This window comes from uncultured Chitinophaga sp., assembly GCF_937898475.1.
In the GTDB taxonomy this organism is placed as follows: domain Bacteria; phylum Bacteroidota; class Bacteroidia; order Chitinophagales; family Chitinophagaceae; genus Chitinophaga.
Window position 1 is genome coordinate 337,584 of the sequence record NZ_CALEJS010000012.1, and the last position, 18,009, is coordinate 355,592.

The 18,009-nt window shown below is 49.4% G+C and carries 15 protein-coding genes; 6 read left to right on the forward strand and 9 right to left on the reverse strand.

Annotated elements, in window-relative coordinates; translation table 11 throughout:
- Positions 1 to 270 precede the first annotated feature (270 nt).
- On the reverse strand, positions 271 to 1,173 hold the full coding sequence (locus Q0577_RS04785; protein ID WP_298733310.1) for a YCF48-related protein: 903 nt from the start codon (positions 1,171 to 1,173) through the stop codon (positions 271 to 273).
- A gap of 287 nt (positions 1,174 to 1,460) precedes the next feature.
- Between Q0577_RS04785 and Q0577_RS04790 the strand changes: the two genes are divergently transcribed.
- Both Q0577_RS04790 and Q0577_RS04795 read left to right on the forward strand, forming a co-directional pair.
- A complete protein-coding gene (locus Q0577_RS04790) occupies positions 1,461 to 4,526 on the forward strand; it encodes a triple tyrosine motif-containing protein (RefSeq protein WP_298733312.1) in 3,066 nt (1,021 codons plus the stop codon).
- Between the two features lie 60 nt (positions 4,527 to 4,586).
- The gene (locus Q0577_RS04795; RefSeq protein WP_298733314.1) at positions 4,587 to 5,255 is read left to right on the forward strand and encodes a response regulator transcription factor; all 669 of its coding nucleotides are present in this window, start codon (positions 4,587 to 4,589) and stop codon (positions 5,253 to 5,255) included.
- A gap of 388 nt (positions 5,256 to 5,643) precedes the next feature.
- On the opposite strand, the gene Q0577_RS04800 is transcribed toward Q0577_RS04795, so the two are convergent.
- On the reverse strand, positions 5,644 to 5,799 hold the full coding sequence (locus Q0577_RS04800) for a hypothetical protein (protein ID WP_298733316.1): 156 nt from the start codon (positions 5,797 to 5,799) through the stop codon (positions 5,644 to 5,646).
- Between the two features lie 231 nt (positions 5,800 to 6,030).
- Here Q0577_RS04800 and Q0577_RS04805 point away from each other — a divergent pair, with 231 nt between their 5' ends.
- The 4 genes from Q0577_RS04805 (at position 6,031) to Q0577_RS04820 (ending at position 11,979) form a co-directional block, all read left to right on the forward strand.
- Entirely contained in the window at positions 6,031 to 7,932 is a 1,902-nt protein-coding gene (locus tag Q0577_RS04805; protein ID WP_298733318.1) for a DNA topoisomerase IV subunit B, read from the forward strand.
- A gap of 98 nt (positions 7,933 to 8,030) precedes the next feature.
- Positions 8,031 to 8,909 (forward strand): DUF1835 domain-containing protein, encoded by an 879-nt coding sequence (locus Q0577_RS04810; RefSeq protein ID WP_298733320.1) that lies wholly within the window; start codon positions 8,031 to 8,033, stop codon positions 8,907 to 8,909.
- Positions 8,910 to 8,951: 42 nt separating this feature from the next.
- A complete protein-coding gene (locus Q0577_RS04815) occupies positions 8,952 to 9,356 on the forward strand; it encodes a hypothetical protein (RefSeq protein WP_298733322.1) in 405 nt (134 codons plus the stop codon).
- Between the two features lie 76 nt (positions 9,357 to 9,432).
- On the forward strand, positions 9,433 to 11,979 hold the full coding sequence (locus Q0577_RS04820) for a DNA gyrase/topoisomerase IV subunit A (protein WP_298733325.1): 2,547 nt from the start codon (positions 9,433 to 9,435) through the stop codon (positions 11,977 to 11,979).
- Positions 11,980 to 12,086: 107 nt separating this feature from the next.
- Here Q0577_RS04820 and Q0577_RS04825 read toward each other — a convergent pair whose 3' ends face one another.
- Genes Q0577_RS04825 through Q0577_RS04855 form a run of 7 tightly spaced genes read right to left on the reverse strand, consistent with a single transcriptional unit; the run spans position 12,087 to position 18,006 of the window.
- A complete protein-coding gene (locus tag Q0577_RS04825; RefSeq protein WP_298733327.1) occupies positions 12,087 to 13,229 on the reverse strand; it encodes an FAD-dependent oxidoreductase in 1,143 nt (380 codons plus the stop codon).
- A complete protein-coding gene (locus Q0577_RS04830) occupies positions 13,216 to 13,920 on the reverse strand; it encodes a methyltransferase domain-containing protein (protein WP_298733329.1) in 705 nt (234 codons plus the stop codon). The genes Q0577_RS04825 and Q0577_RS04830 overlap by 14 nt, the downstream gene beginning before the upstream one ends.
- Positions 13,917 to 15,017 carry a type III polyketide synthase gene (locus tag Q0577_RS04835; protein ID WP_298733330.1) on the reverse strand — a complete coding sequence of 367 codons (1,101 nt, stop codon included), beginning with the start codon at positions 15,015 to 15,017 and terminating at the stop codon, positions 13,917 to 13,919. The genes Q0577_RS04830 and Q0577_RS04835 overlap by 4 nt, the downstream gene beginning before the upstream one ends.
- Entirely contained in the window at positions 15,010 to 15,873 is an 864-nt protein-coding gene (locus Q0577_RS04840; RefSeq protein ID WP_298733331.1) for a UbiA family prenyltransferase, read from the reverse strand. Before Q0577_RS04840 ends, Q0577_RS04835 begins: the two co-directional genes overlap by 8 nt.
- Positions 15,874 to 15,880: 7 nt before the next feature.
- Positions 15,881 to 16,414 carry a YceI family protein gene (locus Q0577_RS04845; protein ID WP_298733332.1) on the reverse strand — a complete coding sequence of 178 codons (534 nt, stop codon included), beginning with the start codon at positions 16,412 to 16,414 and terminating at the stop codon, positions 15,881 to 15,883.
- A 2-nt stretch (positions 16,415 to 16,416) separates the two neighbouring features.
- A complete protein-coding gene (locus tag Q0577_RS04850) occupies positions 16,417 to 17,382 on the reverse strand; it encodes a hypothetical protein (RefSeq protein ID WP_298733334.1) in 966 nt (321 codons plus the stop codon).
- A 39-nt stretch (positions 17,383 to 17,421) separates the two neighbouring features.
- A complete protein-coding gene (locus Q0577_RS04855) occupies positions 17,422 to 18,006 on the reverse strand; it encodes an SIS domain-containing protein (RefSeq protein WP_298733336.1) in 585 nt (194 codons plus the stop codon).
- Positions 18,007 to 18,009: the final 3 nt, after the last annotated feature.

Here is an 18,009-nt window from a genome sequence, read left to right on the forward strand (position 1 = left end):
ATCAAATACTTGGTAAATTTATTACGAAACGTACTTTTTTGCTTTAACCTATTTGTCCTCAGCAAGCGGTGCACAATGTCCTGTGCACCGTTTTTGTTTCTTTTAAATCCACTGCATAGTTAATAATTAATCATATCCCGCGTTTGGATATTTCGTGCTATACTAAAAGCAGGAAGGCGGCCGGGTGCCCGCAAAGTATACTGAAAGCATAGAGAACGCTTAGAGGAAGCATATAGTGCCCATGGAGAAGCCGGCGAAAATAACATTACACTATTGTATCCCCTCCAAACGTGCTATACGGCCATCAGATCCTGCCAGGTAAACAGCTTTACCATTGCGGGCGCTTTGCACTACATGAAATCCTTCTTTGCTGATAAGTTGCCAGTGGAGGCCCCCATCCAGGGAAACATCCGTTCCCGAGGTGCCGGTGGCTATCAGCAGCCGGGGCCCTGCCCAGCAAAGACCCGAGCGGTACCCGGAAGGGGGAACGAGGGGTGCGGTCCAGGTTTGACCACCATCTGCCGTAAGCACACAGTTCTGCCTGCGAAGGGTATCGTTGCGATAGTCGCCGCCAACGGCTACTCCTTTACGGGCATCAAGGAAAGCCAGGGAGAAGGCCCCGGAGCTGGGATTACCCTGGATGATAGGCAGGGCGAAGGAGTTCCATTGCTGCCCCAGGTATTTGTGGAAGCGGGCCGTATCGCCGCCTGTTACAAAACAATCTGCCTGGCCGGGGAGGGAGCGCAGGCTGCTGCCACTGGCCGCGAAAATGGCCTCGCCTTTATATGCCGCCGGCGCATTGGTGGCCGGCCGCCAGTGACGGCCGCCATCCGCCGTATATATAATGGTGAACTTTCCATCCAGGGGATCGCCGATGGCCCAGCCCTCTTTTGTGTTACGGAAGTCCATCCCGTCAAAAAAAACGCCTTTGGTATCATTAAAATACACCCGTTCCCAGGTGGTGCCGCCATCTGCCGTGCGGAAGATATGCGCCGGCTCCCCGGCATTGATCACCAGGGCTTCCTGCTCACTGAAGGCCTCAATATCCCGCCAGTCGCAGCTGTCGCAGCCGGGTACCTGCATCCATTGCCAATGCTGCCCGCCATCACTGCTTTTGCCCACCATCCCCCCGGTACCGGATACCCATACCAGGTTTTCAGACACTACGCTCATTCCGCGGATGCTTTTCAGCTGCCCCCTGCTTAACTCCCGGATGCTATATCTTGCCGATTGATTCTGTTGAGCTTGCAGCGATAAAAAGGTGCAGCAACAACACAAAAAATAAAAGAAGCCTGTCTTGGTCATTTATATACAGTCTGTTAGTGTGCAAGAAAATTACAAAATCATTCAAAAGTGTGATGCAGATTTATATATTTGCAATTAACTAACCTGCATCAGTGCGCTATTTACCATCCCAGATAAGAAAAGGACTGCAGCTGCTTTGTGTATTCGTTTTTGCAATGAACTCCCTATTCGCACAGGAGGGGCTTAACATATTTGATGCGTACAGCGTAAACGACGGTCTTTCTCAAAGCTTCGTAAGCGACATTATACAAGATAGCCAGGGCTTTATGTGGATTGCCAACCGGGACGGCGTAAACCGTTTTGATGGCTACGTGTTCAATGAGTACCGTTTCAAAACCAGCGAACAGACGAATAAAGGGGAGGGCAAGGGCAACCTGGTGTCTAACAGCTCCAGCGGGGTAAGGGCGGTGATCAACCGTTTTGACCTGAAAGGCTACAAGGGATACAGCTTCTTCAAGAACAGCCGGCAGGAACTATTGTTATCACATAATAATGGTATCAGTGTATATGATCCCTACCGCAATACCTTCCGCATGGTACTGGAAGACAGCTCCTATATCAATGAGCGGGAACGTGACTGGAGCGTGAAATTCAAGGTCATAGGGGAGGATACCACCAATCACAACCTCTGGGTATGGCGCCCGCTCAAGGGCCTGTACGCCCTGGACAACCGCACGTATGCCCTTAAACGGATCATCCTGTATCCGCCACAGATCTTTAAACGCGGACTGGTGCCACGTGATATCATGATGGACGGTACTACCGTGTGGATGAACTTTGAGCCCGGAGAACTGCTGGCCCTGAATACCAAAACCCTGCGTCTCAGTACCTATTGCCTCCCGGTGATAGGCGAGTTCCCGGTAATGCGCAACCTGAATGCCGATTCCATGATCATTGCCAGTCCGGGGCATATCGTAGTATTCAATAAGAAGCAGCATAAGTACACCGATCTTCCCTTTGAAGACAAGGCAGGACCTTTTGAGCCTGTGGTAATGGAGCAGGACCATGACGGGAACATCTGGATAGGGGGGAGCGATGGTGTGCTGATTTACAGCATCCGCAGGAATGAGATACTGCAGCATATCACCACCTTTAATACATTTGAGACCCGCTCGCTGAACAATGTGCGCTACCTGTACCGCGATGCAGCCGATAATATGTGGGTAGGCACCAATGGAGACGGTATCAAGAAATATTCTCCGCATAAGAAGGTGTTTAACCTGTACCGTTCTCCCTTTATTACCCATAACATGGTGCGCTCTATGTACAAGCATGACGACGGCAAGCTGTATGTAGGCCTGTGGCGCGACGGGCTGGATATATATGAAGAAGGAGGGCGTTTCCTGGAGCGGATATCTGACTTTGCAGAAAAGAACCGTTTTTCGGTAAATACCATAGACGCCATCTGCAGGGAGAATTACAAATACCTGTGGATGCATTTTGAAGGCAAATACCTGGGCCTGTTCAATGTGCAGACCAAGAAATTTGAAAACCTGACGCCCGTGGTAGACAGCCTTGGGCTACCCGAACAAAGGGACTATTTCTCCCCGTTCCTTTTCAGGCGGGTAAACGGCGAGGTCTATTTTAATTATGGAGAGTATCTTTTGTCTATCAGTCCGGATACCAAGGGGTATAAAGCCTCGCTGGTGCACCGTTTCCCCGGCGAGATACTGAACTGCTACTATGAAGACTACATGGGCAACCAGTATGTAGGTACGCAGGCAACGCTTTACGCCAAGGAGGTGGGCAATGCCCGCTGGAAGATCATTCCCCTGCCTACCGGCACGGTGGTGAAGAGCATTAATAAAAATGCCCATAAACAGCTGCTGGTGGCCACTACGAGGGGCCTCTTCATACTGGACAATAATTATAACCAGCTGCAGCATTACAATAGTTATGATTTTCCCGCGCTGGTGAATGATTATTTCTATGGGGTGCTGCTGGACGATAAGGACCGCATATGGGTTAGCCATAATAAAGGGCTTTCGCAGATCAACCCGGTAGATAACAGCATTACCACCTTTAACCATGAGGATGGATTGCAGTCTAATGAGTTCAACACCGGCGCCTATTTCAAATCGGTAGACGGCGAGCTTTTCTTCGGGGGCATCAGGGGGGTGAATGGTTTTTACCCGCGTAACTTCAGGGACAATCCCTTTGTTCCCAAGGTGATCATTAAAAGGATGGAGGTGCTGGACAAGCCCTATGAATCAGACACCGCCATTTCACTGCTGCATCATATTGAACTGCCTTATAACCAGAACACCATCGCTATAGAGTTTGTGCCGCTGGAGTATACCAACCCATTGAAGAACAAGGTACAGTACAAGCTGGAGGGCGCGGATGAGGACTGGGTGCAGGCGGGTACTTTCAGGATGGCGCGTTATACCAACCTGCGGCCGGGTACTTATACGTTCCAGGTAAGAGCGTCTAATAATGACGACCGCTGGAATGCAACGCCTACCACACTGGAGATTGTGATACGCATACCCTTCTGGCAATCACTGTGGTTCAGATTTTTATTGTTGTTACTGCTACTAGGCATTGCATATTATTTTTCTACGTTGTATCTTGATTATAAAATACGTCATGAAAAGTTGAAGCTGGAGAAGGAACAGGCGGTAGACCAGGAGCGGGCCCGTATTTCCAGCGATATGCATGATGATTTAGGATCGGGGTTATCTACCATCCGTTTACTGAGTGAGATAGCCAAGCGGAAGATACAAGATCCTTCACAGACCCGTGAAATAGAACGTATCTCGGAGGCAGCGGGAGAGCTGGTAGACAAGATGAGCGAAATCATCTGGGCTATGAACTCTTCCAACGACTCACTGGAAAACCTTATTGCTTACATGCGCAGTTTTGCAGCTGATTTTCTGGAACATGCCCATATCACGCACCAGTTTTCCATACCCGAAAGTATACCGAATGTTAAACTCAGCGGTGGAACCCGCCGCAATATCTATCTGGCTGTCAAGGAGTCGCTACACAATGTAGTGAAACACGCCCAGGCGTCTGAGGTGATGATAGAAGTGAAAATGCAGCAGCATAGTATGACCATTCTTATAAGAGACAATGGCAAAGGATTTGATCAGGAAAAAGTACGTTTGTTCGGAAACGGGCTGAAGAACATCCAGAAGAGGATGCAGGCCGTGGGAGGGCAGGCAGATATCACTTCCCAGAACGGGACGATAGTTTTTCTCGATATCCCGTTAAATTGATCTACTTTTGCGCATAATAACATTTTCGTGTAAGTAACCGTAACCGCTAAGACCAAGACAATGACTGTGTACTCAAAGAAGAAATCCCAGGACAGTATGGATATTATTTCTGTAGCCATCGTGGAGGATAACCATGATATCCGTACGGCCATGGAATTGCTGATAAATGGTTCTGAGGGTTATGCCTGTGTAGGAGCCTTTAACAATGCGGAGACTGCGCTGGAGCAAATTCCTCATTTACTGCCCAATGTAGCTTTGATGGACTTTAATCTTCCCGGCGGGATGAATGGCATTGAATGTATTGCCCGCCTGAAGGCCGAATTCCCCGACATGCAGTTTATGATGCTGACGGTGTACGAGGATGATGACAAGATCTTCCAGGCGCTGGAAGCAGGCGCCAGCGGATATATTCTTAAGAAAACTTCCCCCGGTGAGCTGCTGGAGGCCATACGCGATCTGCATGAGGGCGGCTCTCCCATGAGCTCACAGATAGCCCGCCGCGTGGTCGCTTATTTCCAGAAGCAGGCAAAACCCAACCCCGCGCTGGAGGCGCTTACCTCCCGAGAGAAAGAGATACTGGACCAGCTTTCCAAAGGCTTCCTGTATAAGGAGATAGCCAGCAACCTGTATATCAGTATTGAAACGGTGAGAAGGCACGTTCACAATATCTATGAAAAGCTGCACGTAAGAAGCCGTACAGACGCGGTGAACAAATACTACAACAGATAATCAACATTGAATGCAGCAGGCATAATGCTTTATGCTGAACGCTGCATGCCGATATAGCGCAAATGGCCAAACGCTGAATGCTATGTGCATACTGCGTTTGGCCTTTAGCTTTTAGCGTCCAGCGTTAAGCCTTCGGCTTCAAGCCTTTTAGCGTTAAGCTTTTTTCACACGCCACTTAGCCAGGTTTTTACGGGTTAAGTGTACGAACAGGACCATTGCTGCGATTAGCAGGCATGCTAGTTTGAATAGTAGACCGGTTTTCATAGGTATAGGGCTTTTGGAAAGCTATTAGCTTTTAGCTGTTGGCATTTAGCTAAATGCTGGTAGCCTATGGTTTTAGTTAGTAATTTTAATGCTCGTATTCAATTAGTTAGGTTGATAATCCCCCTCATCTCATCATCTGCCAGGAGTCGAATTTCCTGATCAGGTCAATGAAGGTGTTTCCAAGGCGGTTCATAGAGCGTTGTTCCCTGTTAACGAAAAATGTAACCAGTAGCGCAACAGAAAGCACCACCATGAGTAATAAAAGGCATAGTGTTTTCATAATTAGGACAATTTGTACTTGTGTGCAACCAGGAATGTAAATATAGATAAATAACTCATATAAAGTATAATTCGAATAAAAAACTTTTTAAAAGCAAGAAAAAACGGGAGCGGGAAAACTTATACTTGGGATGATAGACTGAATCCTTTATTTTTGCCAGCAGCCGGATTTTGCTAAAAGATTTAGTATCGGCAGGTTAACACCTAATGAAAATGTTATTATATATATATTATGGCGATCACAGATAAAACGGACAAGAAAGACCTCTTTGCTGCCTATACGGAAGATTCTATCCGTTCCCTGGACTGGCGGGAACACATCCGCCTCCGGCCGGGTATGTATATAGGTAAGCTGGGAGATGGCACCAGCATGGACGATGGCATCTATATCCTGATCAAAGAGGTGGTGGATAACTGTATAGATGAGCATACCATGGGCTTTGGCAAGCAGGTGGATATCAAAGTATCGGAGCACAGTGTGACCGTGCGCGATTATGGCCGTGGTATTCCGCTGGGCAAGGTGGTGGATGTGGTGAGCAAGATCAATACCGGCGCCAAGTACGATAGCAAGGCTTTCCAGAAATCCGTTGGTCTGAACGGGGTGGGTACCAAAGCGGTAAATGCCCTTTCCAACTATTTCAAAGTGCAGTCTATCCGTGACGGGCGTACAAAAATTGCCGAATTTGAACGGGGCGTGCTTACAAAAGAACATAAGGAGGCTGCTACCAATGAGCCCAACGGTACGATTGTGACGTTTATCCCCGATGATACGGTTTTCAAGAACTATCATTATATACCCGAATTCCTGGAAAACCAGATATGGAATTACTGCTTCCTGAATGCGGGCCTTACCATCAACTTCAACGGCCAGAAATATCTTTCCAAGAACGGGCTGCTGGACCTGCTGCAGCGTAAAACCGTTGAAGAAGATCTGCGCTATCCCATTATCCACCTGAAAGGTGAGGATATTGAAGTGGCCATCACCCACGAGAACCAGTACGGCGAAGAATATTACTCCTTTGTGAACGGACAGCATACCACCCAGGGTGGTACGCACCTGGCCGCTTTCCGCGAAGCTTTCGTGAAAACAGTACGCGATTTCTATAAAAAGGACTATGATGCTACGGATATCCGCGCCTCTATTTGCGCGGCCATCTCTGTAAGAGTACAGGAGCCGGTATTTGAATCGCAGACCAAGACCAAGCTGGGCTCACTCACGGTATATGAGAACGGCCCTTCCATGAAGGCATTTGTGCTGGACTTCCTGAGCAAACACCTGGATGATTTCCTGCACCGTAACCCCACAGTAGCGGATGCGATGAAGAAACGTATTGAGCAGAGTGAACGTGAGCGCAAGGAGCTGGCGGGTATTAAGAAACTGGCCAACGAAAGGGCCAAGAAAGCCAACCTGCATAACCGCAAGCTGCGCGACTGCCGCTATCACCTGAACGACGAAGTAAGCGGAAAAGACAAACTGGAGCAGGATGCCAAAAGGCTGGAGTCGGTTATCTTTATTACAGAAGGTGATTCTGCCAGCGGTTCCATCACCAAATCCCGTAACGTGGAAACACAGGCGGTATTCAGTCTGCGCGGTAAACCCCTGAACAGCTTTGGCCTTACCAAGAAGATCGTATATGAGAACGAGGAGTTTAACCTGCTGCAGCATGCACTGAACATTGAAGACGGACTGGAAGGCCTGCGCTACAATAAGATCGTGGTTGCCACTGATGCCGATGTAGATGGTATGCACATCCGCCTGCTGCTGCTCACTTTCTTCCTGCAGTTCTTCCCCGACCTGGTAAAGAACGGTCACGTATATATTCTTGAAACGCCGCTGTTCCGTGTACGTAACAAACAGGAGACGATTTACTGCTACACGGAAGAAGAAAAACAACAGGCCATCAAGAAACTGGGCAGCAAGCCTGAGATCACCCGCTTTAAAGGGCTGGGAGAGATCTCCCCCGAAGAATTTGGCCGTTTCATTGGCGAGGACATGAAGGTAGAACCCATCATCCTGTCAAAAGACACCCATGTTCAGAAACTGCTGGAATACTATATGGGGAAGAATACCCAGAGCAGACAGGAGTTTATTATCAGTAATCTGAGGTATGAAAAGGATTTGGTGAATGAATAATTAATAATCGGGCAACGCCAGGACATCAGGCGGTACGCATGTTCAGTCTGGCTACCTGTCCGCAATTATTAATTTTTAATGATTAATTATTAATTAAAATGGAACTGCTACATATCGTTTTCGGAGCCTCCAGCGCCACTACACTGGCAGCAGCGTTCGAGCTGGATGAGACACTGAAGGGAGATCTGCTGTATTTTAATGAGGACCTGTCTATTGGTCCACTGTTCATCCTGGATACCAGGGACGGACAGACTAACCGCCGCCAGTGGTGGCAGCAGCTGATGGGGGTACCCGCGCCCACACAGGGGCAGCCGGCGGGCGAGGCGTCGCAGGCAACAGAGCCGGTAGCAGTGGAGGAGGAGCAGGGCGACTTTGAACAGGTGAAGCAGCTGAAAGCCCGGCTTAAAACCGAAGAAGCGTTGCAGGTGTGGATATGGGCAGGGCAGAATGCCCGGGATGTGACCGGGTACTACTGGCTGGTGAGCCAGCTCTATGATTTCTCCGGCCGTATACATATTATTTACCTGAACAACCTGCCTTTCCTGAATGATAAAGGCGCCGTATTTTATCCTACCGACCTGCACCAGATATTGCCGAAGGAATTCCTGAAAGCCAGGAAGCTGGCAAGGCCGGTATCCCTCGCAGAGTTTGAGCTGGACGGCGACGAATGGCACCGCCTGATGAATGAAAATGCAGGCATCCGTTTACTGGAAGGCGGCAAGAAACTGAAGGGAGAGCCGGTAACGTATTACGATAAAGATCTTTTACAGGCTTGCGGCAGGGAATTCCAGAAGGCATCCAAAGTAGTGAGCCAGTTGAGCGGTAAGATGAAATTCCCGGTACCGGAACAATTCCTGGCCTGGCGACTGAAAGAGCTGCTCAAAGAGGAGAAACTGGAAAGCAGGGGAGAACTGAAAACAGTCAAAGACTTTGAAGTAAAACTACCGGGCGGCGAACAAACAGGCGAGCCGGCTTAAAGGTTTCATGGTTTAAAAGTTTGAACTTTTATAAACACACATATGATAACGGTAACACCTTTAGCGTTGATTGGTCAGGATGACCGGGGCGCCAGTTACACCTGGGACGCTTCGAGAACGGGCAACTTCATTGTGTGCTTCCGGAATGCAGGCAGCAGCAGCGGTCAGCATTACCATGAAGGAAAAAGCGACAATAAGAACCCGGAGATACTCTACCTGCTGAGCGGGGAAGCAGCACTGCACTGGTGCCCGCTGGGAGAAAAGGAAATACGTGTTACCGGGATCACCGCCCCCGCCAGGGTGGTAGTACCCATAAATGTATGGCATCAGCTCATCGCTGTTACAGATTGTTCCTTTCTGGAATTGAACTCCCTGGAGGATGTACAGCAGGATTCCATACGCATCTGGCGCGAAGATTTTGAAAGAATGCTGAACGCCGAAAGTTAGCAAAAAGCCAAAAGCAAAACACTGGAAGCTAACAGCCAAAAGCTAATAGCTGATAGCTCATTTAAATTGCAAGTCTATGAGTGATATTCAAGATAATCTGCAAAACGACGAATCATTACACAATATCATCCATGTGGGTGGTATGTATGAAAACTGGTTCCTGGATTATGCTTCCTACGTGATCCTCGAGCGTGCAGTGCCATCTGTGGAAGACGGTCTCAAACCGGTGCAGCGGCGCATTTTGCATGCCATGAAAGAAATGGATGATGGCCGCTTTAACAAGGTGGCCAACATAATAGGTCAAACCATGCAGTATCACCCGCATGGGGATGCTTCCATCAGTGACGCCATCGTGAACCTGGGGCAAAAAGACCTGATGATAGAAACGCAGGGCAACTGGGGCGATGTAAGAACGGGTGACGAAGCGGCGGCCGCCAGGTACATTGAAGCACGTTTGTCCAAATTTGCACTGGACATTGCCTTTAATCCCAAGACCACAACCTGGCAGCTCAGCTACGACGGCAGAAAGAATGAGCCGCTCACACTGCCCATGAAGTTCCCCCTGCTGCTGGCACAGGGCGCTGAAGGTATTGCCGTGGGCTTGTCTACCAAGATATTGCCCCATAACTTCTGCGAACTGATCGAAGCTTCCATTAAATACCTGCGCGGACGCAAGTTTGAGCTGTACCCCGACTTCAGTACCCGTGGCATGATCGATGTAGCGGCCTACAATGATGGTAAACGCGGCGGTAAGGTTCGGGTACGCGCACACATAGAAGAGAAAGACAAAAAGACCCTGCTCATTAAAGATGTGCCCTACGGTGTTACCACCACCCAGCTGATGGAGTCCATCGTTAAGGCAAATGATAATGGCAAGATCAAGGTGAAGAAAGTGGTAGATAATACCGCGAAGGACGTGGAAATTGAAGTGCAGCTGGCGCCGGGTATTTCTCCGGATATCACCATTGATGCCCTGTATGCGTTCACCGACTGCGAGGTATCTATCTCTCCCAATGCCTGTGTGATCGTGGAAGACAAGCCACAATTCCTCACCGTATCAGACCTGCTGAGATATTCTGCAGACTTTACCAAGGAACTGCTGAAGAAAGAGCTGGAACTGAAACTGGCAGAACTGGAAGATAAATGGCACTACACCTCCCTTGAAAAGATCTTCTTTGAAAAACAGATCTACAAGGAGCTGGAGCAGAAGCACAAAGACTGGGAAACTGTGCTGCAGGCCATCGATAAAGGATTTAATCCCTATAAGAAACAGCTGAAAAGGGCCATTACCCGCGAAGATATTGTAAAGCTGACGGAAAAGCCCGTACGCCGTATTTACCGCCTGGACATCAATGAGCTGAACGAACAGATCAAAGGCATCGAAGGCGACATCAAACAGGTGAAATATGACCTGGACCACTTGGTAGACTATGCCGTAAGCTATTATGAGAACCTGCTGAAAAAGTATGGCAAAGGAAGGGAAAGGCAGACCGAGATCAAGACCTTTGACACCATCCAGGTACAACAGGTGGCCATTGCCAATACCAAGCTATATGTGAACCGCGCAGATGGCTTTATCGGCACCTCCCTGAAGAAAGACGAATTTGTGGCAGATTGTTCAGACCTGGATAACATCATCGTATTCCGGAAGGATGGTAAGATGCTGGTCACCAAAGTGGCCGATAAAACCTTTGTAGGAAAGGACATTATCCACGTAGACGTATTCCGGAAGAACGATGAGCGTACCACCTATAATATGATCTATGTGGATGGCAAATCCGGTATCAGCTACGCCAAACGCTTTAACGTAACCGGCGTAACCCGTGACAAGGAATATGACCTTACCGTGAAGGGCGACAAAAACTCCAAAGTGCATTACTTCTCTGCCAACCCCAATGGAGAGGCAGAAGTGGTGACCATCAAGCTGAGCCCCAACTGCGCAGCGCGCAACAAGGAGTTTGACATGTACTTTGAAACCATCGCCATCAAAGGGCGTAACTCACAGGGTAACCAGGTAACCAAATATCCTATCCGCAATGTAAAGTTCAAGGAAGCGGGCGCCAGCACCCTGGCAGGTCTGAAGATCTGGTATGACGATAAAGTAGGCCGGCTGAACACCGAAGAACGCGGCGTGTACATCGGCAGTTTTGAGGGAGATGACAAGATCTTTGTAGTGTTCAAGAACGGTAGCTATGAGCTGACCAACTATGAGCTGACCAACCGTTACGAACCGGATGATGTGATCTATATCGAGAAATTCAACCCTGAGAAGATCGTAACGGCCATCTACTACGATGCAGATAAGAAGCAGTTCAATGTAAAACGCTTCAGGATAGAAACACAAACGCTCAACAATAAATTTGTCTTCATTAAAGAGGGCGCCGGTAATTACCTGGAACTGGCTACTACCCATTCAGACCCGGTAGTATTGCTGCGCACCGGTAAAAAGCGCAATCCTGATGAAGAAGAAGTGAACCTGAACGAGTTTGTGGAAGTAACGGGATGGAGAACCGTAGGCACCCGTATTGCCGGAGACGACCTGGTAAGCGTGGAGCTGCTGTCTGAAGATGAGGATCCCAGCCCGGAAGATGAAGATGGTAATGTGCAGGGGGAATTGTTTTAAGTAGCGATTAACAGCCGGCTGTTAGCGGTTAGCGATGGCCTGGAAATAGCACCGCCTGATGTGGGAACATCAGGCGTTTTTTTGTGTAATATCTTATTGAATTATTGTCAGAAGGGTTTGCCATGGGTAGAGCGGATGATCTGCCGGGCTACCGGCGGGAAGTACCGCATCAGGCCTACCAGTATATTGGCGCGGCTTTCCTTACCCAGGAAGCTTTGCAGGATGCGGCCCATGGCCAACCTGGTTCTGAAATGCTGTCTCCAGGCGCGGCGATAGTTATCTTCCATAACCTTGCGGGTAACGGATTGCTGTAATAGTGCGTTGATCTGCTCAAAGGCCAGTTTACTGCCATGCAGGGCCATGCTCATCCCGTTTCCGCAAAGGGGCGCAATCATACCTGCGGCATCGCCCACCATCAGTATGTGATCCTCTACTGCGGCCTTTTGGGCAAAGCTGATCTGTGAAATGGCCAGTGGTTGTTCGTAGAGAAAAGTAGCTTCGGTAAAGATCCTTTTAAGGTGCGGGTTGCGGAACAGCACTTTCTCTTCAACCTGCCGGATGCTGTTATTATGCCTTTGCAGGCTGGCGGCGGTGGTAAGGTAACATACCGTGCACTTGTTATCTTCTATGCGGGAAATGCCACAGTACCCGTCTTCAAAATTATGCAGGGCGATCACGTCTTCCGGGTGATCGTAGCGGATGTGGTATTTGATGCCTACATAGTTATTCAGCTTACCGGGCGGCTGCTGTACAAAGGGACGTTTCCATTTCACATCCAGGTTACTGCGTTTGCCAAAGGTGCCGGCCACAATAAAGGCAGATACCCGTTTGCCCGGATCTGCACTGATGATAAAGCGGTTGTTCTGAAATTGCACATCCTGTACCTTGGTCTGGGTAAAAACATGTACACCTTTGCCTTGGGCTATTTCATAAAGTGCATTGTCTATGGTGAAACGGCTTACGCCAAATCCGCCCAGGGGCAGGCGTGCCGTATAGGCGTTACCGCTGGCGTCCGAAAGATAGAGCTGGCGGATAATGGGCAGGTCCCAGTCTGCCAGCGGAAGACCGAGCCGTTCGAGAAAACTGCGGCTTTCCAGGCTGATATATTCCCCGCAGACTTTATGAAAAGGATATTGTTCGCGTTCAAACAGCGCCACGTTATAGCCGGCTTCCGCACTCTGGATGGCCAGGCTAAGTCCTGCCAGTCCACCCCCTACAATGGCAATATCGTATCTGTTATCGACCATCATGATGCTTAAAGATAATTAAATAACGGAAAGCCCATTGCCAGCTGACCTGGTAAGGGGAGATGCCCGCCTGTTGAAACAGCTCATCCCACTCTGTTTTCAGAAAGCCCCTGCTTACGCTCAGGGGGGCGTCGTTCTTCAATAGGTAAGAACGGGAGAACATCCTGGTAAGCAGGCGGATGGCGTGATAGGGCAGCCAATGGCGATGCAGGTCATTAATAAAGAAACCTGCTGCGCTGTGCTCCTGCATCCATTGCAGCTGGCTGACCAGCACCTCTTCAGTGAAGTGGTGACAGAACAGACTGGAGAAGATGATATCCGGTTTATCTGTAAAGGACACTTTGCGGTAGTCGTTCGTGATCCAGTTGGTCAACGGCTGCAAGTCGGCGCTGCGGGCGGCGTACTCTATGCAGGCGGCATTGATATCAATGCCGGTGAAGGTAACGCTGATATCCCTGCGACGGCACCATTGTAACAGGGCCAGGAGGTTATCTCCGCCACCGCAGCCAATCTCACAGATATGGATCTGTTTGCGGCCGCCCAGCAGCTGTTGCAGCCCGCGGATGGACATACGGTGCCCTCCCAGCCAGCGGTTGATCACGTCGAGTTCCCGCAGGTTCTGTTGAATGTCCGGAAAAGGGATATTGTCCCCGTCCAGCAGTTCCAGTTGATATGAGCGTTGCGCAAAGTTCATTTTGCAGAAGCGATGAATGTTTCCATGGTCAGTCCAGGTCCGAAGGCCACCCCAAAGATGCGGGCAGGCTGACCGCCCCGTTGCAGCTCATCCATGATATCTTTCAACACGAACAGGATGGTGGGAGAGGACATGTTACCGTAGCGCTGCATTACATTACGTGCGTATTGCAATGCGTTTTCGTTGAGCCGCAGCTGTTGCTGGATGGTGTCCAGTATCTTGCGGCCGCCGGGATGAATGCACCAGTGCGTAATTTCCTGTTGGGGGATATTGCACTTGTTAAGCGCCTCTTCCACCAATCCGCTGATGTCTTCTTCTATCAGGTAGGGAACGTACCCGCTCAGGGTCATGAGAAACCCTTTGCTGCTGATACCCCAGGCCATTTCCTGCTTGCCCCTGAAGGTGATGTTGGAACAGAAATTATCTACCCTTAATACGGGTTTATCGCTGGAAACGTTGCCCATGAGTACAGCCGCGCTGCCATCTGAGAAGAGAAGGGAAGCGGCAGCATTATCGGGCGTATACTGTTGCTGGAAATGCAGGGTGCAGAGTTCGGTGGATACGATCATCACTTTGGCCTGCGGGTCTGTATCGCAGATCATCTTGCCCAGCTTCAGCGCATGCACGGCGCCGTAGCAGCCCATAAAGTTGACGGACGTGCGGAAGATAGCGGGAGAGAGCTGTAAAGCCTCAATGATCTCCAGGTCAAGTCCGGGGGCGCTCATACCCGTGCAGCTTACCGTGATGAGGTGGGTAATGTCTGTAGCCGGGAGGATGCCGCTGATGCATTTTTCAATAGCCTGCAGCGATAATGGCAGGGCTTCCCGTTTATAGACCTCCAGGCGCTCATCTATAGAAATGAGGCTGTCGCCGCCATGGCCGATCATGGAGGCGAGGAAGGTCCATTGATCATGTGGCAGGCTAAAGTCTGACAGCACGGAGTAGCGGGTGTCAATACCGCTGTGGTGGTAAAGGAATGCCAGTTTACGTTTGTCTGTTTCGTCCAGCCGATGTGCCTGTTGCATAAAATGCAGGATGTCTTCCTGCTTGTGGCAATATGCGGGCACCGCCGTTCCTATTGAAATGATCTCAGCCAATTTGATGTTTAATTAATAATATTATAAAAGCCAGGTTAGTACAAGTACCGGCTACGATATTCATCTGCATTGTGCGTTTAAAATCTGCGGCGGATGGTTCTTTCCATACCTGTAACACCCATCGTATAAAAAAGTATATAACGGGTATAAAAAAGAGCTGCAGGAGGATAAAATCCGCTGATTGTTGCCTCTGCTGATAGTAAACAAACAACAGGCCAAAGGCTACGGCGTACATGGCGGCGCAGAAAATAAAAGTGCCCCTTTTGCCCAGCAGCATGCTCAGGGTGGTTACCCCGTCTTTGCTATCCGCTTCATGCTGGTATACCTGTGTTACGGGGTAAAAACCACCTATCAGGAAAGCAGCCGCTATAGCGGGCAGCCAGGGTACGGGCGGTGTGGCGCCCCTCACAGCGCCGTAATATACCATGCAGTATACCAGGGTGCCCTGGTTCAGGATCACGATGAGGTAACCGGCTACCGGGAAGCGTTTCAGGCGGATGCGGCGGTTGCTGTAAGCACGGGAGCAGAGTATATAGCAGCCCAGCGCCAGGGCAAACCAGGCGGATACCAGGAAGGCCAGTAAAAGAGCTGCGAGATCCATCAGCAGCGTTACGTAAAAGAGTTGCCGGGTAGGTTGCATTGGTTTTTCAAGGCCGCCGATGCTGCTTTCATCCCGGTCCATATAACTGTTATAACCGTTACTGGCGGGGTAGAGTAGCAGGTGCAGCAGCGCAAAGATAAGCATCGCCCGCATCCAGTTAATGTCTGGTACAAAGCTGAGTGCAAACCAGTACACCGGCATCAGGAAATAGGAAAAAGGAAATCGTAGCAGCTGGATAGTGGACGGTTGTAACATGCAGCCTTTATTTTGTAACGGGTACCGACAGGTCTACCGCGAAGGTGCTGCCCAGCAGCCAGCTGGAGCTCCCTACCTTATAGTCCAGCCGGTTTATTTCAAAACTGGCCGTAAATAAAGCCCCTGTACCCGTTTTACTGTATTTGAAAGGTAAGCTTATTTCTTTTTTCACGCCACGGATCTCCAGGATGCCGGTGGCAACATAACCGTCATTGGCCTGTTTAATACTGCTGGACGTAAAGCGGATCTGCGGGTATTTCTCCGCATCTAAGTATTTTTCGCCCCTGGCATGCTTGTTTTTCAGCCCGTTACCGGTATTGATGGTGTTCACATCGATGGAAACGTTGAAGCGGGAATTGGGAAGGTCATGCTCATCAAACACAATGTCGCCCTTTAAACCCCGAAAGCTGCCGGAAGCGCCTTTGCCGTCAAATTTAACGGAATAGGCATCCGTGATCTTCCAGTTGTTGGCATGGATAATGGTAAAAGCAGACGCTATGAAGCACAGCATCGTGGCAAGTGTAAGGATCGACCTTTTCATGGTTACTTGTTTTTACGTTTCTTCGTTGCCTTTTCTGCTTCCATCTCTTCTGCGGTTTGCGGGCGCATCAGGTTCTTTTTTCGCTGGTCCTGTGGTAGTTGTACAGGGAATTTACCCAGTGGAAGGGCGTCATGGAACACTTTCTCTATATGTACCCATTTACCGTCTTTCCATTTAAAACCTTCATAGTCCAGATCGGGCACATACGTATACGGTTTTCCGGGTTCGTTGGTTGCCGATATCAGGTGGTCGTATACGATCATATCCATTTCGGCATTGTAACTGAGGCTGATAGTGGCGTTCTTGTTATATTCTACGATGAAGCGTTTACGGGTGGGCTTGGGCACGGTATCTTCTGCAAAGCTGAAATACGGTCCGCCAAAAACGGGTTTGCCGTTCTTGAAGGTGAGCATGTCCAGCACTTTTTTGGTACTGCGCATGTTATTGGCGTCGTAGCCAAACAGCGTATAGTATTCTCTGTTAAAAAAATGCTGCTGCTGTATCTTGTAGTACAGGCATCCGTACCAGCCATGATTATCGGTAACGGTATCGGTATTGGTAGTGTAATCGGAATTATCAAACAGCGGAAAGAGTTTGAGCTCCCCGTTCTTCGTGTTCATTTGTATGGCGCCGAAGTGGCGGTAAAAGCCGCTTTCATTTTCCAGTCCCCAGGTAAAGATCCGGAAAGTGCTGTCCTGTGGATACTGCACGCTGATGCTGCGCAGGGAGTCAAAAGGAAAATCAAATGAGTATTTTGCTTTGAGTGTGCGCACCAGTATGGGAATGAAGCGGTCGCTGGCGGGTTGGCGGGCATCTTCTGTTCTTCCGTTCAGGATGGTGTCAGCCAGCAGGCGAAGGGTGTCCAGCTGCTTCAGCATCTGCATACTGTCGGCCGTGCTGAGGCGTTGCGCCTGCAGGGCGTTTGCACAGGTAAAGGACCATAACAGCAGGTATATTACTTTCTTCATGACCTACATATTACGAATATTTTAATGTATTTATTGTGTTTAGTCGCCAAAGAGATTGTTTTCCACGATCTCGCAGATGATGTGTCCCACGGTGATGTGGGATTCCTGGATACGAGGCGTATCGGTGGATGGTATGTTGATGAGATAATCACTATTTTCTTTCATTTTTCCCCCGGTATTGCCGGTCATGCTTACTATTGTCATTCTTTTTTCCCTGGCTATTTTCATGGCTTCCAGGATATTTACGGAGTTACCGGATGTGGAGATACCCACCAGCACATCGCCGTTCTGCCCTATGCCGCGCAGTATGCGCGCATATATCTGCTCAAACCCGTAGTCATTGCCAACTGCCGTAAGGTAAGAACTGTTGCAATGTAACGCTTCTGCATATAACGGGGCGCGGTCTTTATAGAACCTGCCGGAGAATTCGGCTGCCAGGTGTTGTGCATCAGCTGCGCTGCCGCCGTTACCACAGAAAAGCACTTTACCTTGTTGTTCCAGGCAGTGTGTGATCACGTCTGCTACCTGTTGTATAGTATGCAGTAATTCAGTATCCCGCAGGATAGCTTGTTTTACTTCAATGCTTTGCTGAATGGTCTCCGTTATTTTGTCTATCAGGCTCATGAG